This window comes from Achromobacter sp. SD115, from assembly GCF_017355315.1.
GTDB classification, from domain to species: domain Bacteria; phylum Pseudomonadota; class Gammaproteobacteria; order Burkholderiales; family Burkholderiaceae_B; genus Achromobacter; species Achromobacter xylosoxidans_B.
In genome coordinates, this window is sequence record NZ_JADIJM010000040.1 from 20,599 (window position 1) to 35,113 (window position 14,515).

Annotated in this window: 13 protein-coding genes; 9 read left to right on the plus strand and 4 right to left on the minus strand. The window is 66.7% G+C overall.

Annotated features, from left to right (window positions below):
- Positions 1-3 precede the first annotated feature (3 nt).
- Entirely contained in the window at positions 4-978 is a 975-nt protein-coding gene (locus IPU70_RS31880; RefSeq protein ID WP_013391627.1) for a tripartite tricarboxylate transporter substrate binding protein, read from the plus strand.
- 17 nt (positions 979-995) lie between these two features.
- Positions 996-1,958, plus strand: a complete 963-nt coding sequence (locus tag IPU70_RS31885) for a nitronate monooxygenase family protein (RefSeq protein WP_207473743.1) — start codon at positions 996-998, stop codon at positions 1,956-1,958.
- Here the strand turns inward: IPU70_RS31885 and IPU70_RS31890 are convergent.
- Positions 1,955-2,950: a tripartite tricarboxylate transporter substrate binding protein gene (locus IPU70_RS31890; protein ID WP_207473750.1), complete on the minus strand. Its 996-nt coding sequence runs from the start codon at positions 2,948-2,950 to the stop codon at positions 1,955-1,957. The genes IPU70_RS31885 and IPU70_RS31890 overlap by 4 nt on opposite strands.
- A 128-nt stretch (positions 2,951-3,078) precedes the next feature.
- Positions 3,079-3,978, minus strand: a complete 900-nt coding sequence (locus IPU70_RS31895) for a LysR family transcriptional regulator (protein WP_013391624.1) — start codon at positions 3,976-3,978, stop codon at positions 3,079-3,081.
- Between the two features lie 149 nt (positions 3,979-4,127).
- On the opposite strand from IPU70_RS31895, the gene IPU70_RS31900 reads away from it, so the two are divergent.
- Genes IPU70_RS31900 through IPU70_RS31910 form a run of 3 tightly spaced genes read left to right on the plus strand, consistent with a single transcriptional unit; the run spans position 4,128 to position 7,151 of the window.
- Positions 4,128-5,042: an SDR family NAD(P)-dependent oxidoreductase gene (locus IPU70_RS31900; protein WP_207473758.1), complete on the plus strand. Its 915-nt coding sequence runs from the start codon at positions 4,128-4,130 to the stop codon at positions 5,040-5,042.
- 7 nt (positions 5,043-5,049) lie between these two features.
- Complete coding sequence (locus IPU70_RS31905) at positions 5,050-5,910, plus strand: MaoC family dehydratase (protein ID WP_207473760.1); 861 nt, start codon at positions 5,050-5,052, stop codon at positions 5,908-5,910.
- Positions 5,907-7,151, plus strand: coding sequence for a CaiB/BaiF CoA-transferase family protein (locus IPU70_RS31910; protein ID WP_207473762.1), 1,245 nt, complete (start codon positions 5,907-5,909; stop codon positions 7,149-7,151). The genes IPU70_RS31905 and IPU70_RS31910 overlap by 4 nt, the downstream gene beginning before the upstream one ends.
- Before the next feature lie 384 nt (positions 7,152-7,535).
- Here the strand turns inward: IPU70_RS31910 and IPU70_RS31915 are convergent, their stop codons facing one another.
- Positions 7,536-9,059, minus strand: a complete 1,524-nt coding sequence (locus IPU70_RS31915; protein WP_054457515.1) for a fumarate hydratase — start codon at positions 9,057-9,059, stop codon at positions 7,536-7,538.
- Between the two features lie 78 nt (positions 9,060-9,137).
- Positions 9,138-9,905, minus strand: coding sequence for a crotonase/enoyl-CoA hydratase family protein (locus IPU70_RS31920; RefSeq protein WP_013391619.1), 768 nt, complete (start codon positions 9,903-9,905; stop codon positions 9,138-9,140).
- A 276-nt stretch (positions 9,906-10,181) separates the two neighbouring features.
- Between IPU70_RS31920 and glyQ the strand changes: the two genes are divergently transcribed.
- The 4 genes from glyQ to IPU70_RS31940 are packed head-to-tail and all read left to right on the plus strand — an operon-like array spanning position 10,182 to position 14,501.
- A complete protein-coding gene (gene glyQ / locus IPU70_RS31925; protein ID WP_013391618.1) occupies positions 10,182-11,093 on the plus strand; it encodes a glycine--tRNA ligase subunit alpha in 912 nt (303 codons plus the stop codon).
- Entirely contained in the window at positions 11,094-13,232 is a 2,139-nt protein-coding gene (gene glyS / locus IPU70_RS31930) for a glycine--tRNA ligase subunit beta (RefSeq protein WP_207473764.1), read from the plus strand.
- Entirely contained in the window at positions 13,229-13,768 is a 540-nt protein-coding gene (gene gmhB, locus IPU70_RS31935) for a D-glycero-beta-D-manno-heptose 1,7-bisphosphate 7-phosphatase (RefSeq protein WP_207473766.1), read from the plus strand. Before glyS ends, gmhB begins: the two co-directional genes overlap by 4 nt.
- A 4-nt stretch (positions 13,769-13,772) precedes the next feature.
- Complete coding sequence (locus tag IPU70_RS31940) at positions 13,773-14,501, plus strand: 1-acyl-sn-glycerol-3-phosphate acyltransferase (RefSeq protein WP_207473774.1); 729 nt, start codon at positions 13,773-13,775, stop codon at positions 14,499-14,501.
- The last annotated feature ends 14 nt before the right edge of the window (positions 14,502-14,515 follow it).

The following is a 14,515-nucleotide window of genomic DNA, read 5'->3' on the forward strand; positions in this document are numbered from 1 at the left end:
AGCGTGAACATCAAGACCCTGCTCACCGCAGCCGCCGCCGCGGCGGCGCTCGCCACGGCCGCTAGCGCCCAGGCGGACGCCTATCCCGAACGCCCCATCCGGCTGCTGGTGGGCTATGCCCCCGGCGGCCCCGTGGACACCACCGCCCGCGTCTTCGCCAAGTACCTGGGCGACAAGCTGGGCCAGCCCGTGGTGGTGGAGAACCGCGCCGGCGCGAGCGGCATGATCGCCTCGGACGCCACCGCCAAGGCCCCGCCGGACGGCTACATGCTGGGCTTCGCCGCCAGCCCCACCCTCACCATGTCGCCGCTGGTCCAGCGCAGCACGCTGTTCGATCCGCGCAAGGACTTCTCGCTGATAGGACTGGTAGTGGACTACGCCAACGTCCTGCTGATCGGCCCGCAAATTCCCGCCAAGAACGTCAGCGAACTGGTCACCTACGCGCGCGCCCATCCCGACGCCGTGTCCTTCGGCTCGGCCGGCATCGGCGCCTCCAACCACCTGTCGGCGGAACTGCTGAAAAAGCAGGCAGGCGCGCCCATGCTGCACGTCCCCTACAGGGGCAACTCGCCGGCCATGGTGGACGTGATCAGCGGCAAGATCACCTTCATGTTCGACATCACCAGCACGGCCATACCGTTCATCAAGAGCGGCAAGGCCCGCGCCCTGGCGGTCACCTCCAAGACCCGCAATCCCGAACTGCCCGACGTACCCACCATGGTCGAAGCCGGCATGAAGGACTACGAGGTGGTGGGATGGTACGCGCTGGTGGGCCCGAAGAAGCTGCCCGACGCCGTGGCGGCCCGCCTGACCCGCGCGTTGAACGAGGTCTCCAGCGATCCCGCCTTCCGCCAGGCCATGACCGACGGCGGCTACACCATCAACACCGGCGACTCCAAGGCCCTGCAATCACGCATCGATCGTGAATACGCCCTGTGGTCCGACGTCATCCAGAGCGCCAACATCCAGGCCAACTGACCCCCCGGAGCATCCAGATGAATCCCCCGCTCGCGCTGCACGCCCAAACCCGCCTGCCCGTCATCGGCGCCCCCATGTTCCTGGTCTCCGGACCGGACCTGGTGGTGGCGCAATGCGCGGCGGGGATCATCGGCACCTTCCCCTCGCTCAACGCCCGTCCGCAGGAACAGCTCCACGACTGGCTCACCCGCATCGAAGACGGCCTGGCCGCCAGACGCCAGGCCGCGCCCGGCGCCCGCATCGCGCCCTACGGCGTCAACCTGATCGTCCACCCCAGCAATCCGCGCTGGCAGGGCGACCTGGCCATCTGCGCCGAACGGCGCGTGCCGCTCATCATCACCTCGCTGCATGCGCCCGAAGCCGTGGTGGCGGCCGCGCACGGCTACGGCGGCCTGGTGTTCCATGACGTCACCAACGTGCGGCATGCCCAGCGCGCGCTGGACGCCGGCGTCGACGGCCTGATCCTGGTGGCGGCAGGCGCAGGCGGCCATGCCGGCCAGATCAATCCGATCGCGCTGGTCAACGAAATCCGCGCCTTCTACGACGGCCCGCTGGCGCTGTCCGGCTGTATCAGCCACGGCAAGGACATCCTGGCCGCGCAGGTGCTGGGCTGCGACTTCGCCTACATGGGCACGCGCTTCATCGCCACCCAGGAATCGCTGGCCGGCGACGCCTATCGCGAAATGGTGCTGCAGGCGCAAGCCGCGGACGTCACCTACACCCCCTACTTCTCGGGCGTGCCCGCGAACTATCTGTCGGCCAGCATCCAGGCCGCGGGCCTGGATCCTCTGGAGCTCGCCAGGAATGGCATCGCCCCGCCCGCCAACATGGACAAGAGTTCCCGGCCCAAGGCCTGGAAAGATGTGTGGAGCGCGGGCCAGGGCGTGGGCGCGGCGCAGGAGGTCCTGCCGACCGCGATGCTGGTCGATCAACTGGAAGCCGAATACCACGGCGCGCGCGAGGCCCTGCTTCGACTCTAGTCCAGCTTGATGTTGGCCGTCTTGATGACGTCGCGCCACTTCGCGATTTCGTCGCGCACGAACTCGCCGAATTGCTCGGGGGTGCCGGGTTTGGGCTCGGCGCCCGCGGCGATCATGCCCTGCGCGGTGGCCTGATCCGACAGCACCCGCACCAGGTCCGCATTCACGCGCTTCACGATATCGGGCGGCGTGCCTTTGGGCGCCATCACGCCGCTCCACGAGTAGGCCTCGTAGCCCGGCAGGCCCGCCTCGGCGATGGTCGGCACGTCCGGCAGCATGCTGGAACGCGCGGGATTGCCCACGCCCAAGGCGCGCACCTTGCCGCCCTTCAGATGCGGCACGGCGGAAGGACCGTCTGCAAACATCACCTGCACCTGTCCGCCCAGCAGGTCCTGCATGGCGGGCGCGCTGCCGCGATATGGCACGTGCTGGATGCGCACGCCTGCCATGGCATTGAAGAGCTCGCCGGCCAGATGCGTGCCGCCGCCCGTGCCCGACGAGCTGAACGACAGCTTGCCCGGGTTCGCCTTGGCATAGGCGATCAGTTCGCTCACCGAATTCACGGGCAGCGCCGCGTTCACCACCAGCACGATGGGGAAGACCGCCGCCATGCCGACCGGCACGAAGTCCCGGGTGATGTCGTAGCTCAGATTGCCCCGCAGGCTGGGCAACACTGCGTGATGGATGGAGGCGAAGAAGTAGTTGTAGCCGTCGGGCTCGGCCTTGGCCGCGAACTGCGCGCCCACGATGCCACCCGCGCCCGACTTGTTGTCCACCACCGTGGGCACCGACCAGAGTTGACCCAGCGGCTGCGTGGTGAAGCGCGCAGTCGTGTCCACCGGTCCGCCTGCGGGAAATGGCACGATGAAGTTCACGGCATGCGCCGGCCAGGCGGCGGCGCGGGCGATGGAGGGGAACAGCGCAGGCAGCGCGGCGGCGGCGCATGCAGCGCCCAGCCCCGCAATGGCGCGGCGGCGTAGTAGATCGGTCACGGCAGTCTCCTGGTTCTCGGTTTTATGGGCGGCCAAGCTCTAGGACTGCTGCCTGACGCCTTTTTTATTATTTGCCGAACCGGCGGAGCCGCCGCTACATATTTGCAAAAGCCCCTCTTCGGGACGCGCTACAGGCCGCGCGCCGCGCGCTGCACGTGTCCGATGAAGCATTCCGCGAAACTGGGCAGATCGCGTCCGCGCTGACGGCACAGCAGGCGGTCGCGCAGCGCCCAGGGGTCGTCCAGCTTGAGCACGTGCAGCGCATCCGGGCGGCTGTAGCGCGCGGCGCAGGCGCGCGGCACCACCGCGATCCCCGCGCCCGCCTCCACCATGCGGCACACGGCCTCGAAGCTGCCCACGTGCACGCGCTGGCAGATGCGCTTGCCCAGGCCGCTGGCGATGTCTTCCAGGAAGGTCTGGATGGCGCTGTCGGGATGGATGCCGACGAACTGGTACGCGTCCAGCAGGTCAGCGAAATGCGCGGACTCGGAGGCAGCCAGCGGATGATCCAGCGACGTCACCACGGTGAGCTCATCGCGGAACAGCGGCGTGACGTCCAGGCCGGACACATCGATATTGCCCGCCACCAGTCCCAGATCTCCCTGACCTGCGCGTATGGCAATGACGATATCGCCGGAAATTTTTTCTTCCAGCTCCACGTCCACATCAGGGTTTTCCGCAAGAAACGTGGACAGCGCATCGGCCAGGAAGGAATTGGTGGCCGTGGTGTTGGCCAATAGGCGCAGGCGTCCCTTCAAGCCGCTGGCGTAGGGCTGCAGGTCCGCGTTCAGGCATTCCAGCTGCCGGAACACGGCATTCGCATGCTTGAGCAGCACTTCGCCCGCCGGCGTCAGCGCCACGCCCGTGGCCATGCGCACCAGCAGCCTGGCCTTGAAGGCCTCTTCCATGTTCTTCACCCGCGCGCTCGCTGCCGGCAGGGACAGGAAGGTGCGCTCGGCAGCCCGGGTCAGATTGAGTGTTTCCCCCACGTTCAGAAACAAACGCAGGTCCGTCAGATCGTGTCTCATGTTCCACCACGCAGAAGGGGGGCATATCTAATTTTGAATTCTTCGCATGCCTCGTCGAATCTACCATGGTGCATCCCCTCGAACCAGGGCGTTTGATGCGGAACTGTTTTCCACACGGCGCGCGCGCCGCAGCACAGGAGTCAACTTCAATGAGCGGCATGGTTTCCGGAAAAGTAGTGATCGTTACCGGCGCGGGCGGCGGCATCGGCCGCAGCATTGCGCTGGCCATGGCGCAGGCCGGCGCCAAGGTGGTCGTGAACGACATCGGCGTCTCGCTCACCGGCGAAGGCGGCGCCGAAGGCCCGGCGCAAGCGGTCGTCAAAGAGATCGTGGCAGCGGGTGGCCAGGCCGTCGCCAACACCGACAGCGTGGCCGCCTACGACAGCGCCAGCCGCTGCGTACAGACCGCGATCGATGCCTTTGGCCGCATCGACGCCGTGGTCAATAATGCCGGCAATCTGCGCGACCGGGTTTTCCACAAGATGAGCGAAGAGGAATGGAGCCAGGTGCTGGGCGTGCACCTGAACGGCTCCTTCTTCATGAGCCGCGCGGCGGCGCCCTACTTCCGCGAACAGGAGTCCGGCGCATTCGTGCACATGACCTCCACGTCCGGACTGATCGGAAATTTTGGCCAGGCCAACTACGCCGCGGCCAAGCTGGGCATCGTGGCCCTGTCGAAATCCATCGCGCTGGACATGGCGCGCTACAACGTCCGCTCCAACTGCATAGCGCCGTTCGCCTGGAGCCGCATGACCAGCTCCATCCCCGCCGAAACAGATGAGGAAAAGGCCCGCGTCGAAAAGCTGAAGAAGATGGAAGCCGGCAAGGTCGCGCCCATGGCCGTCTACCTGGCCAGCGACGCCGCCAGCGAGGTCACCGCACAGATCTTCGCGGTGCGCGCCAACGAGATCATGCTGATGAGCCAGCCGCGTCCGCTGCGCACCGTACATCACGGCGAAGGCTGGACGCCCGAGCGCATCGCCGAGATCGCGGTGCCCGCCATGCGCAAGCACTTCTACGCGTTGGAGCGTTCGCCCGACGTGATCGACTGGGACCCCATCTGAGGCCGCCATGCCACTGGACTATGCAACCGTAAAGAACTGGCGCTTCGACGACGTGCGCCAGCGCTACGACGAGAAAGACAGCATGCTGTACGCGCTGGGCATCGGCCTGGGCCAGGACCCCGAAGACGCCGGCCAGCTGCGCTACGTGTACGAAAAGGGCCTGCAGTCCTTCCCCACCATGAGCGTGGTGCTCGGTTATCCCGGCTTCTGGGTCCAGGATCCGCGTGCCGGCATCGACTGGGTCCGCGCGGTGCACGGCGAACAGCGGCTGACCATGCATGCGCCCTTGCCGCCGGCGGGCGTGGTCACGGGCAAGACCCGCAACACGCATGTGATCGACAAAGGCGCCGACAAGGGCGCCATCATCATCACCGAACGCACCTTGCACGGCGAGGACGGTGCCTGCCTCGCCACCCTGCGGCAAAGCACCTTCTGCCGCGGCGACGGCGGCTTCGGACCAGGAGACGACAGCCCCACCGCCCTGCCCGCCGCGCCCGACGGCGAACCGGACCTGCGCTGCGAAATCCGCATTCCCGCCAACGCGGCCCTGCTGTACCGGCTGAACGCCGACCGCAATCCGCTGCACGCAGACCCCGAGGTCGCGCGCCAGGCCGGCTATCCCAAACCCATCCTGCACGGGTTGTGCACCTACGGCGTAGTGGCGCACGCCATCGTCAAAAGCTGCTGCGGCTACGACGCCTCGCGCCTCGTCAGCCTGAACACGCGCTTCTCCGCGCCGGTGTATCCCGGCGAAACCCTGCAATGCGACATCTGGCGCCTGCCCGACGGCCAGATCCGCTTCCTGGCCCGCGCATTGGAACGCAATATAGTCGTGTTGAGCCACGGCACCGCGGAGCTCAAGCCATGACGCGCCCGCCCGCCTTGACCGGCATCCGGGTGCTGGACCTCTCGCGCATCCTGGCCGGCCCCTGGTGCACGCAAAACCTCGCCGACCTGGGCGCCGACGTCATCAAGATCGAACGTCCCCGCGTAGGCGACGACACGCGCGCCTGGGGCCCGCCCTTCCTGAAAGACGGCGACGGCCGCGACACCGAGGAATCCGCCTACTACCTCAGCGCCAACCGCAACAAGCGCTCAGTAGAGGCCGACATGGCCACCCCCCAAGGCGCCGCGCTGATCCGCGAACTGGCGGCCGCCAGCGACATCCTGGTCGAAAACTTCAAGGTCGGCGGCCTCGCCAAATACGGCCTGGACTACGACAGCCTCAAACAGATCAACCCGCGCCTGATCTATTGCTCGGTCACCGGCTTCGGCCAGAACGGCCCCTACGCGCAGCACCCCGGCTACGACTTCATGATCCAGGGCCTGGGCGGCCTGATGAGCATCACCGGCGAACGCGACGACCTGCCCGGCGGCGGCCCGCAAAAGGCCGGCGTGGCGGTGACCGACATCATCACCGGCATGTACGCCACCGTCGCGATCCTGGCCGCCTTGCAGGAGCGCCACAACAGCGGCCTGGGCCAGCACCTGGACATCGCCCTGCTGGACAGCCACGTCGCCATGCTGGCCAACCAGAACTCCAACTACTTCAACTCCGGCGTCGCGCCCCAGCGTGCCGGCAACGCGCACCAGAATGTCGTGCCCTACCAGGTGTTCGCCGCCAGCGACGGCCACCTGATCGTCGCCACCGGCAACGAATCGCAGTATCGCGCGTACTGCCGCGCCATCGGCGCGCCCGAACTGGGCGACGATCCCCGTTTCGCCACCAACCGCATGCGCCTGGCCAACCGCGAGCTGCTGGTCGGCCTGCTGACCGAGATCATGCACCAGGGCAAGCGCGACGACTGGATCGCCAAACTGGAGGCCGTGGGCGTGCCCTGCGGCCCCATCAACGATATCGCGCAGGCCCAGGCCCATCCGCAAGCGCAAGCGCGGCAGCTGCGCCGCGATCTGCCGCATCCGGCCGGCGGCGTGGCGGCAGTGACGGCCAGCCCGTTGCGGCTGTCGGCCTCGCCCGTCGAGTACCGCCGCGCGCCGCCGCTGCTTGGCGAGCACACGGAAGAAGTGCTACGCGAGGTGTTGGGCAAGACACCGGAGGAGATCGCCGCGTTCCGCGCCGCACTGCAAGCACCATCACATTCAAATTAATCACGTATGTCATTTCCGGCCGCCCGCGCGGCCGGAAATGACGGGCAACACAAGCCTCTTCCCCGACCACGGCTCCAGTAGCGCGCCAGTCCACGACACTCGTAGCCCGTCGTCGCGGGCGCCTGGGTGGCGAGCAACCTCGATGCGCCCGAGGGAATCTGAAGGAGCCGCCGCAGGCGGGGACGAAGATGACGAAGGGGCAGTCCGGAGCGAAGGCTCCGGACCGCAATCGTGGGCGCTCGCCACCCAGGCGCCCGCGACGACGGGCGGCCTACGAAACGAGGAACTCCCCGAAGCCAGAACCCCTCAAAAAAAAACGGCCACCGTCACCCGGCAGCCGTCTTTTTCAAGGCCCGTCAAACCAGGCCATGACAATCAGTGGAATCAAGCCACAGCGACCGGAATCTTCCCGATCTTGGCCTGCCATTCCTTGGGACCCGTGGTATGGACAGAGGTACCCTGAGCGTCAACCGCCACGGTCACCGGCATGTCCTTCACGTCGAACTCATAGATGGCTTCCATGCCCAGGTCCGCAAAACCCAGCACCTTCGCGCCACGAATCGCCTTCGACACCAGGTACGCCGCGCCGCCCACAGCCATCAGATAAGCCGAGTTGTGCTTCTTGATCGACTCGATCGCCACCGGCCCGCGCTCCGACTTGCCGATCATCGCGATCAGGCCCGTCTGCTCCAGCATCATGTCCGTGAACTTATCCATGCGCGTGGCCGTCGTGGGACCCGCCGGGCCGACCACTTCGTCGCGCACCGGATCCACCGGACCCACGTAGTAAATGACCCGGTTCTTGAAATCCACCGGCAGCGGCTCGCCCTTGGCCAGCATATCCTGGATACGCTTGTGAGCCGCATCGCGGCCCGTCAGCATCTTGCCCGACAGCAGCAAGGTCTGACCCGGCTTCCAGCTGGCCACTTCTTCCTTCGTCAGCGTATTCAGGTCCACCTGCTTCGACTTGTTGTAGTCCGGCGCCCAATGCACTTCCGGCCACTCCGACAGCGACGGCGGATCCAGGCGCGCCGGACCCGAGCCATCCAGCTCGAAATGCGCATGACGCGTAGCCGCACAGTTCGGGATCATCGCCACCGGCTTGGACGCCGCATGCGTCGGGAACGTACTGATCTTCACATCCAGCACCGTCGTCAGGCCGCCCAGGCCCTGCGCGCCGATACCCAGCGCGTTGACCTTCTCATACAGCTCGATGCGCAGCTCTTCCAGCTTGTTCTGCGGGCCGCGGGCCAGCAGCTCGTACATGTCGATGTCCTCCATCAACGACTGCTTGGCCATCAGCATCGCCTTCTCGGCCGTGCCGCCGACGCCAATGCCCAGCATGCCCGGCGGACACCAGCCGGCGCCCATCGTCGGCACCGTCTTCAGCACCCAGTCCACCAGCGAATCGCTCGGGTTCAGCATCGCGAACTTGGACTTGTTTTCCGAACCGCCGCCCTTCGAAGCCACTTGCACATCGACCTTGTCGCCCGGGACAAGCTCGACGTGCAGGATACAGGGCGTGTTGTCGCGCGTGTTCTTGCGCGCGAACAGCGGATCGTCCAGCACCGAGGCGCGCAAAGGATTGTCCGGGTTCAGATAACCGCGGCGCACACCTTCATCACAGAGTTCCTGCAGCGTGCGCTTGGTCTCGAAACGCACGCCCATGCCGACCTTCAGGAACACGTTGACGATGCCCGTGTCCTGGCACAGCGGACGCTTGCCTTCGGCGCACATGCGCGAATTGGTCAGGATCTGCGCCATCGCGTCGCGCGCGGCGGGGCTTTCCTCGCGCTCGTAGGCGCGGGCCAGGTGGCGGATGTAGTCGACGGGATGGTAGTAGCTGATGAACTGGATGCCATCGGCTATCGACTGGATGAAGTCTTCTTCTTTAATGATGACGGACATGGCGATATGCGGGTGTAGATGGATAACGTGAAAACGCGGCCGGCAGAACCGGCCGCGCGCGGGTGCTTGAAGCCTATTTTATTTCCCTTGCCAGACGGGCTTGCGCTTCTCGGCGAAAGCCGTGGCGCCTTCCTTAGCGTCGGCCGACGAAAAAATGTGCGCAATCAGCGGACGCTGCTGGTCGAACATGCTGGCCTGGTCCCAGTCGCCCGACTGCGCAACCACGCTCTTGGCGGTCTGCACCGCCAGCGGGCCGTTCTCGACGATGGCGCGGGCCAGTTCCAGCGCGCCGGCCAGGGCAGCGCCCGGCTCGGTGATGCGGTTGACCAGGCCGAAGGAATAGGCGCGCTCGGCCGTCAGCATTTCGCCCGTCAGGATCACTTCCATGGCGATGTGGTACGGCAGGCGGCGCGGCAGGCGCAGCATGCCGCCAGCGCCGGCCACCAGGCCGCGCTTGACTTCCGGCAGGCCGAACTTGGCATTGCTGGCCGCCACGATCAGGTCGGACGCCAGCGCCATTTCGCAGCCGCCGGCCAGCGCATAGCCTTCCACCGCGGCAATCAGCGGCTTCTTGGGAGGCCGTTCGTTCAGGCCGGCGAAACCGCGGCCTTCCACGTAGGGACGCTGCCCCGACTTGGCGAAGGCCTTCAAGTCCATGCCCGACGAAAACGTGCCGCCGCCGCCCGTCAGGATGCCGATGCGGATGTCGTCGCGGCTGTCCAGCTGGTCCAGCGCCGCGGCCAGGGCCTGCGCGGTTTCCAGGTTGATGGCGTTCTTGGCCTCGGGACGGTTGATCGTGATGATCTGGATGCCGTCGGTGACTTCTACCTTGATCAGGTCTGACATGGGACTGCTCCTTCCGGGAATTCTCGGAATCGGGTTCCGGGTTTTATATAAGACTTGGTACGCAACCTCGAATCATACGATCATTGGTTTGCAGGCGCAGGGCGAGGCCCGCGAGGCGTCCACCAGCGGCACACTGTCCCCCAACGAGCCGCCCCGCAGGCCTAGATGTAACCGTCCGCCCCGCCTTCGGAAGCCGGCGCGCCCCAGGCCAGTTAAAATGTCGGGTTTCCCACGCCCAGGGCAAGCCTAGCCCGGCGGCCGAATTCCAAGAATCCTATGCTCACCTTTCAGCAAATCATCCTTACGCTCCAGGAATACTGGGACAAGCAGGGTTGCGCCCTGCTGCAGCCCTACGACATGGAAGTCGGCGCCGGTACCTCGCATACCGCCACGTTCCTGCGCGCGATCGGCCCGGAGCCCTGGCGCGCGGCCTATGTGCAGCCCTCGCGCCGCCCCAAGGACGGCCGCTACGGCGAAAACCCCAACCGCCTGCAGCACTACTACCAATACCAGGTCGTGCTCAAGCCTGCGCCCCCGGAAATCCTGGACCTGTACATCGGTTCGCTCAAAGCCTTGGGCATCGACCCGGCCCAGCACGACATCCGCTTCGTCGAGGACGACTGGGAAAACCCCACGCTCGGCGCCTGGGGCCTGGGCTGGGAAGTCTGGCTCAACGGCATGGAAGTCACCCAGTTCACCTACTTCCAGCAAGTGGGCGGCCTGGACTGCACGCCGACCACCGGCGAAATCACCTACGGCCTGGAACGCCTGGCCATGTACCTGCAGGACGTCGAAAGCGTCTACGACCTGGTCTGGACCGAAGGCGCCAACGGCAACCGCGTGCTGTACCGCGACGTGTTCCACCAGAACGAAGTGGAACAGTCCACCTACAACTTCGAACATTCGTCGGCCGAGATGCTGTTCTCGCACTTCAATGACTACGAAGCCGAGGCCAAGCGCCTGATGGAAGTGCCGCTGGCGCTGCCCGCCTACGAGGCCGCGCTGAAGGCCGCGCACACGTTCAACATGCTGGACGCGCGCGGCGCGATCAGCGTCACCGAGCGCGCCGCCTACATCGGCCGCATCCGCAACCTGTCGCGCGCCGTCGCGCAGGCCTATTACGATTCCCGCGAACGACTGGGCTTTCCCATGCTGGGCCGCGACAAGGCCGCCGGGGAGGCAGCATAAATGACGACGAACATCCGCCCGCTGCTGGTCGAACTGCTGACCGAAGAACTTCCGCCCAAGGCCCTGCAAAAGCTGGGCCAGGCCTTTGCCGAAGGCGTGCGCGCCACGCTGGAGCGCCACGGCCTGCTGGCCGCCGGCTGCGCCGTGACCGCCTATTCCACGCCGCGCCGCCTGGCCGTGCACCTGTCCGCCGTGCTGGCGCAGGCGCCGGACCAGCCCTACGCCGAAAAGCTGATGCCCGTGACGATCGGCCTGACCGATGACGGCAAGGCCACGCCCGCGCTGCAAAAGAAGCTGGCCGCCAAGGGCCTGGAAAACATCGACCTGGCGACCCTGGAACGCGAGTCCGACGGCAAGCAGGATTACCTGGTCGCGCGCGGCACCGCCCCCGGCGCCCAACTGGCCGCCGGTCTGCAGGAAGGCGTCGACGCCGCCATCAACGGCCTGCCCATCCCCAAGGTCATGCGCTACCAGTTGGCCGACGGCGTCACCTCCGTCAAGTTCGTGCGCCCGGCGCACGGCCTGGTCGCGCTGTTCGGCGCCGACGTGGTGCCGGTATCCGCGCTGGGCCTGGCCGCCGGCCGCGACACGCTGGGCCACCGCTTCATGAGCGCGGGTCCCGTGTCCTTCGCCGACGCCGACGCCTATGCCGCCACCCTGGCCGAAAAGGGCCGCGTGATGGCCTCGTTCGAAGGCCGCCGCGACGAGATCCAGCGCCAGCTGCTGGACCACGCCGGCCGCCTCAACGCCACCCTGGGCGACGATCCCGAAGTGGCCGCGCTGCTGGACGAAGTCACGGCCCTGGTCGAACACCCCACCGTCTACGTGGGCCAGTTCGAAGAGCAGTTCCTGCAAGTGCCGCAGGAATGCCTGATCCTGACCATGCGCCTGAACCAGAAGTACTTCCCGCTGTTCGATCCGGCCAGCGGCCGCCTGACGCACCGTTTCCTGATCGTCAGCAACATGCACACCGACAATCCGGTGAACATCGTCGAAGGCAACCAGCGCGTGGTGCGCCCGCGCCTGGCCGATGCGCAGTTCTTCTTCGAAACCGACCGCAAGATTCCGCTGGCGGCGCGCGTCGAGCAATTGGGCAGCATCGTCTATCACAACAAGCTGGGCACCCAGCTTGAACGCGTGGAGCGCGTGCGCGCCATCGCCCGCGGCGTGGCCGAACAGCTGGGCGGCGACGTCTCCGCCGCTGATCGCGCGGCCATGCTGGCCAAGGCCGACCTGGGTTCGAACATGGTGGGCGAATTCCCCGAGCTGCAAGGCGTCATGGGAGCCTACTACGCGGCCGGCGACGGCGAGCCCGACAGCGTGGTGCAGGCCCTGCGCACCCAGTACCGCAACCGCTACGACGCGCCGGTCACCGCCGACACGCTGACCGCGGCCATCCTGTTCATCGCCGAGCGCGTGGAAACCATGGTCGGCATCTGGGCCATCGGCCTGGCGCCTACCGGCGAACGCGACCCCTTCGGCCTGCGCCGCGCCGCGCTGGGCCTGATCAGCGCCTTCGAGCAACTGGCCGCGGGCGGCTGGCTCAAGATCAGCGAGGCCGGCCCGCTTTCGCTGGACGGCCTGCTGGAACTGGCGGCGGGTACCTTCCCCGCCGGCAAGATCCCCGCCGACACGCTGTCCGAAGTCCGCGCCTTCATCTACGAGCGCTACCGCAACCAGCTGATCAATGAGTTCGACCGCAATGCCGTCGAAGCCGTGATCGCGCTGACTCCGCCGCTGCACCAGGTGGCCGGGCGCGTGCGCGCCGCCGCCGCGTTCGCGCAACTGCCCGAGGCCGCCAGCCTGGCCGCCGCCAACAAACGTATCGGCAACCTGCTCAAGAAGGCCGAAGGCGAAATCGGCGCCGTGAACGACGCCGCGCTGGTGGAACCGGCCGAAAAGGCCCTGGCCGCCGCCGTGTCCGCGCTGCGCCCGAAGGCCGAGGCGCAACTCGCCGCCGGCGACTTCACCGGCAGCCTGAGCACGCTGGCCCAGGTCCGCGAGCCCGTGGACGCGTTCTTCGCCGACGTCATGGTCATGGCCGAAGACCCGGCCGTGCGCGCCAACCGGCTGGCCCTGCTGAGCCAGCTGCATGGCTTGATGAACCAGGTCGCTGACATCTCCAGGCTGGCACAGTGAAACTCATCATCCTAGACCGCGACGGCGTCATCAACCAGGACAGCGATTCGTTCGTCAAGAATCCCGACGAATGGATTGCCCTGCCCGGCAGCCTGCACGCCATCGCCCGGCTGACGCAGGCGGGCTGGAAGGTGGTGGTCGCCACCAACCAGTCGGGCCTGGCGCGCGGCCTGTTCGACATGGACACGCTGACCGCCATCCACACCAAGATGCGCCGCGAGCTGGCCGCCGCGGGCGGCAGCATCGACGCGGTCTTCATGTGCCCGCACGGCCCGGACGACAACTGCTCCTGCCGCAAGCCCAAGCCCGGCATGTTCGAACAGATCGGCCACCGCTACGACGTCGACCTGGCCGGCGTGCCGGCGGTGGGCGACTCGCTGCGCGACCTGCAGGCTTCGTCGTCGGTCGGCTGCTCGCCCTGGCTGGTGCTGACGGGCAACGGCAAGAAAACGCTGGCCAAGGGCGGCCTGCCCGACAACACCCGCGTGTGCGACGATCTGTCGGCCGTGGTCGACACTTTGCTGCAGGACCATTGATCCGATGGCCCGGCTACGTTCACTGCTGTACTTCCTGTTCCTGGCCATCACGGTCATTCCCTACGCCTTCGCCTGCATTCTGTGGGCGCCGCTGCCGCTGCATTGGCGCTACAAGCTGACCGTAGGCTGGCCGCGCCTGGCCATCTGGGGCGCGCGCTTCTTCTGCGGCATCCGCTGGCAGGTCAAGGGCTGGGAAAACCTGCCCGATGGTCCCGCAGTGCTGCTGTCCAAGCACCAGTCGGCCTGGGAAACGCTGTTCTTCCCCGCCCACATGCCGCGCGAAGTCTGCTTCGTCTACAAGCGGGAACTGCACATGGTGCCGTTCTTCGGCTGGGGCCTGGCGCTGCTGCGCATGATCCCGATCGACCGCGCCAAAGGCCGCGACGCCTTCGATCAGGTCGTCAAGCAAGGCCAGACCCGCCTGGACGAAGGCCGCTGGCCGCTGCTGTTTCCCGAGGGCACCCGGGTTCCGCCCGGCAAGACCGGCCGCTTCAAGATGGGCGGCGCGCTGCTGGCTTCGCGCACCGGCGCGCGCGTCATCCCGGTGGCGCACAATGCCGGCGAATGCTGGCGCCGCAATGCCTTCGTGAAATATCCGGGCCTGATTACCGTCTCCATCGGTCCCGCGATAGAATCCAAGGGACTCTCCCCCGACGAACTGAACCAGAAGGTTCAGGACTGGATCGAGGGGGAAATGCGGCGTCTCAATCCAGAAAGGTATGGCCAGCACTGATCAGCTCGAACTCC

What these genes read in the sequence shown, in the direction of transcription:
- IPU70_RS31885 (WP_207473743.1), top strand. Translation starts at nt 996, where the DNA reads ATGAATCCCCCGCTCGCGCTGCACGCCCAAACCCGCCTGCCCGTCATC.
- IPU70_RS31900 (WP_207473758.1), top strand. Translation starts at nt 4,128, where the DNA reads ATGAGCGGCATGGTTTCCGGAAAAGTAGTGATCGTTACCGGCGCGGGC.
- IPU70_RS31905 (WP_207473760.1), top strand. Translation starts at nt 5,050, where the DNA reads ATGCCACTGGACTATGCAACCGTAAAGAACTGGCGCTTCGACGACGTG.
- glyS (WP_207473764.1), top strand. Translation starts at nt 11,094, where the DNA reads ATGACGACGAACATCCGCCCGCTGCTGGTCGAACTGCTGACCGAAGAA.
- glyQ (WP_013391618.1), top strand. Translation starts at nt 10,182, where the DNA reads ATGCTCACCTTTCAGCAAATCATCCTTACGCTCCAGGAATACTGGGAC.
- IPU70_RS31920 (WP_013391619.1), bottom strand. Translation starts at nt 9,905, where the DNA reads ATGTCAGACCTGATCAAGGTAGAAGTCACCGACGGCATCCAGATCATC.
- IPU70_RS31895 (WP_013391624.1), bottom strand. Translation starts at nt 3,978, where the DNA reads ATGAGACACGATCTGACGGACCTGCGTTTGTTTCTGAACGTGGGGGAA.
- IPU70_RS31940 (WP_207473774.1), top strand. Translation starts at nt 13,773, where the DNA reads ATGGCCCGGCTACGTTCACTGCTGTACTTCCTGTTCCTGGCCATCACG.
- IPU70_RS31910 (WP_207473762.1), top strand. Translation starts at nt 5,907, where the DNA reads ATGACGCGCCCGCCCGCCTTGACCGGCATCCGGGTGCTGGACCTCTCG.
- IPU70_RS31915 (WP_054457515.1), bottom strand. Translation starts at nt 9,059, where the DNA reads ATGTCCGTCATCATTAAAGAAGAAGACTTCATCCAGTCGATAGCCGAT.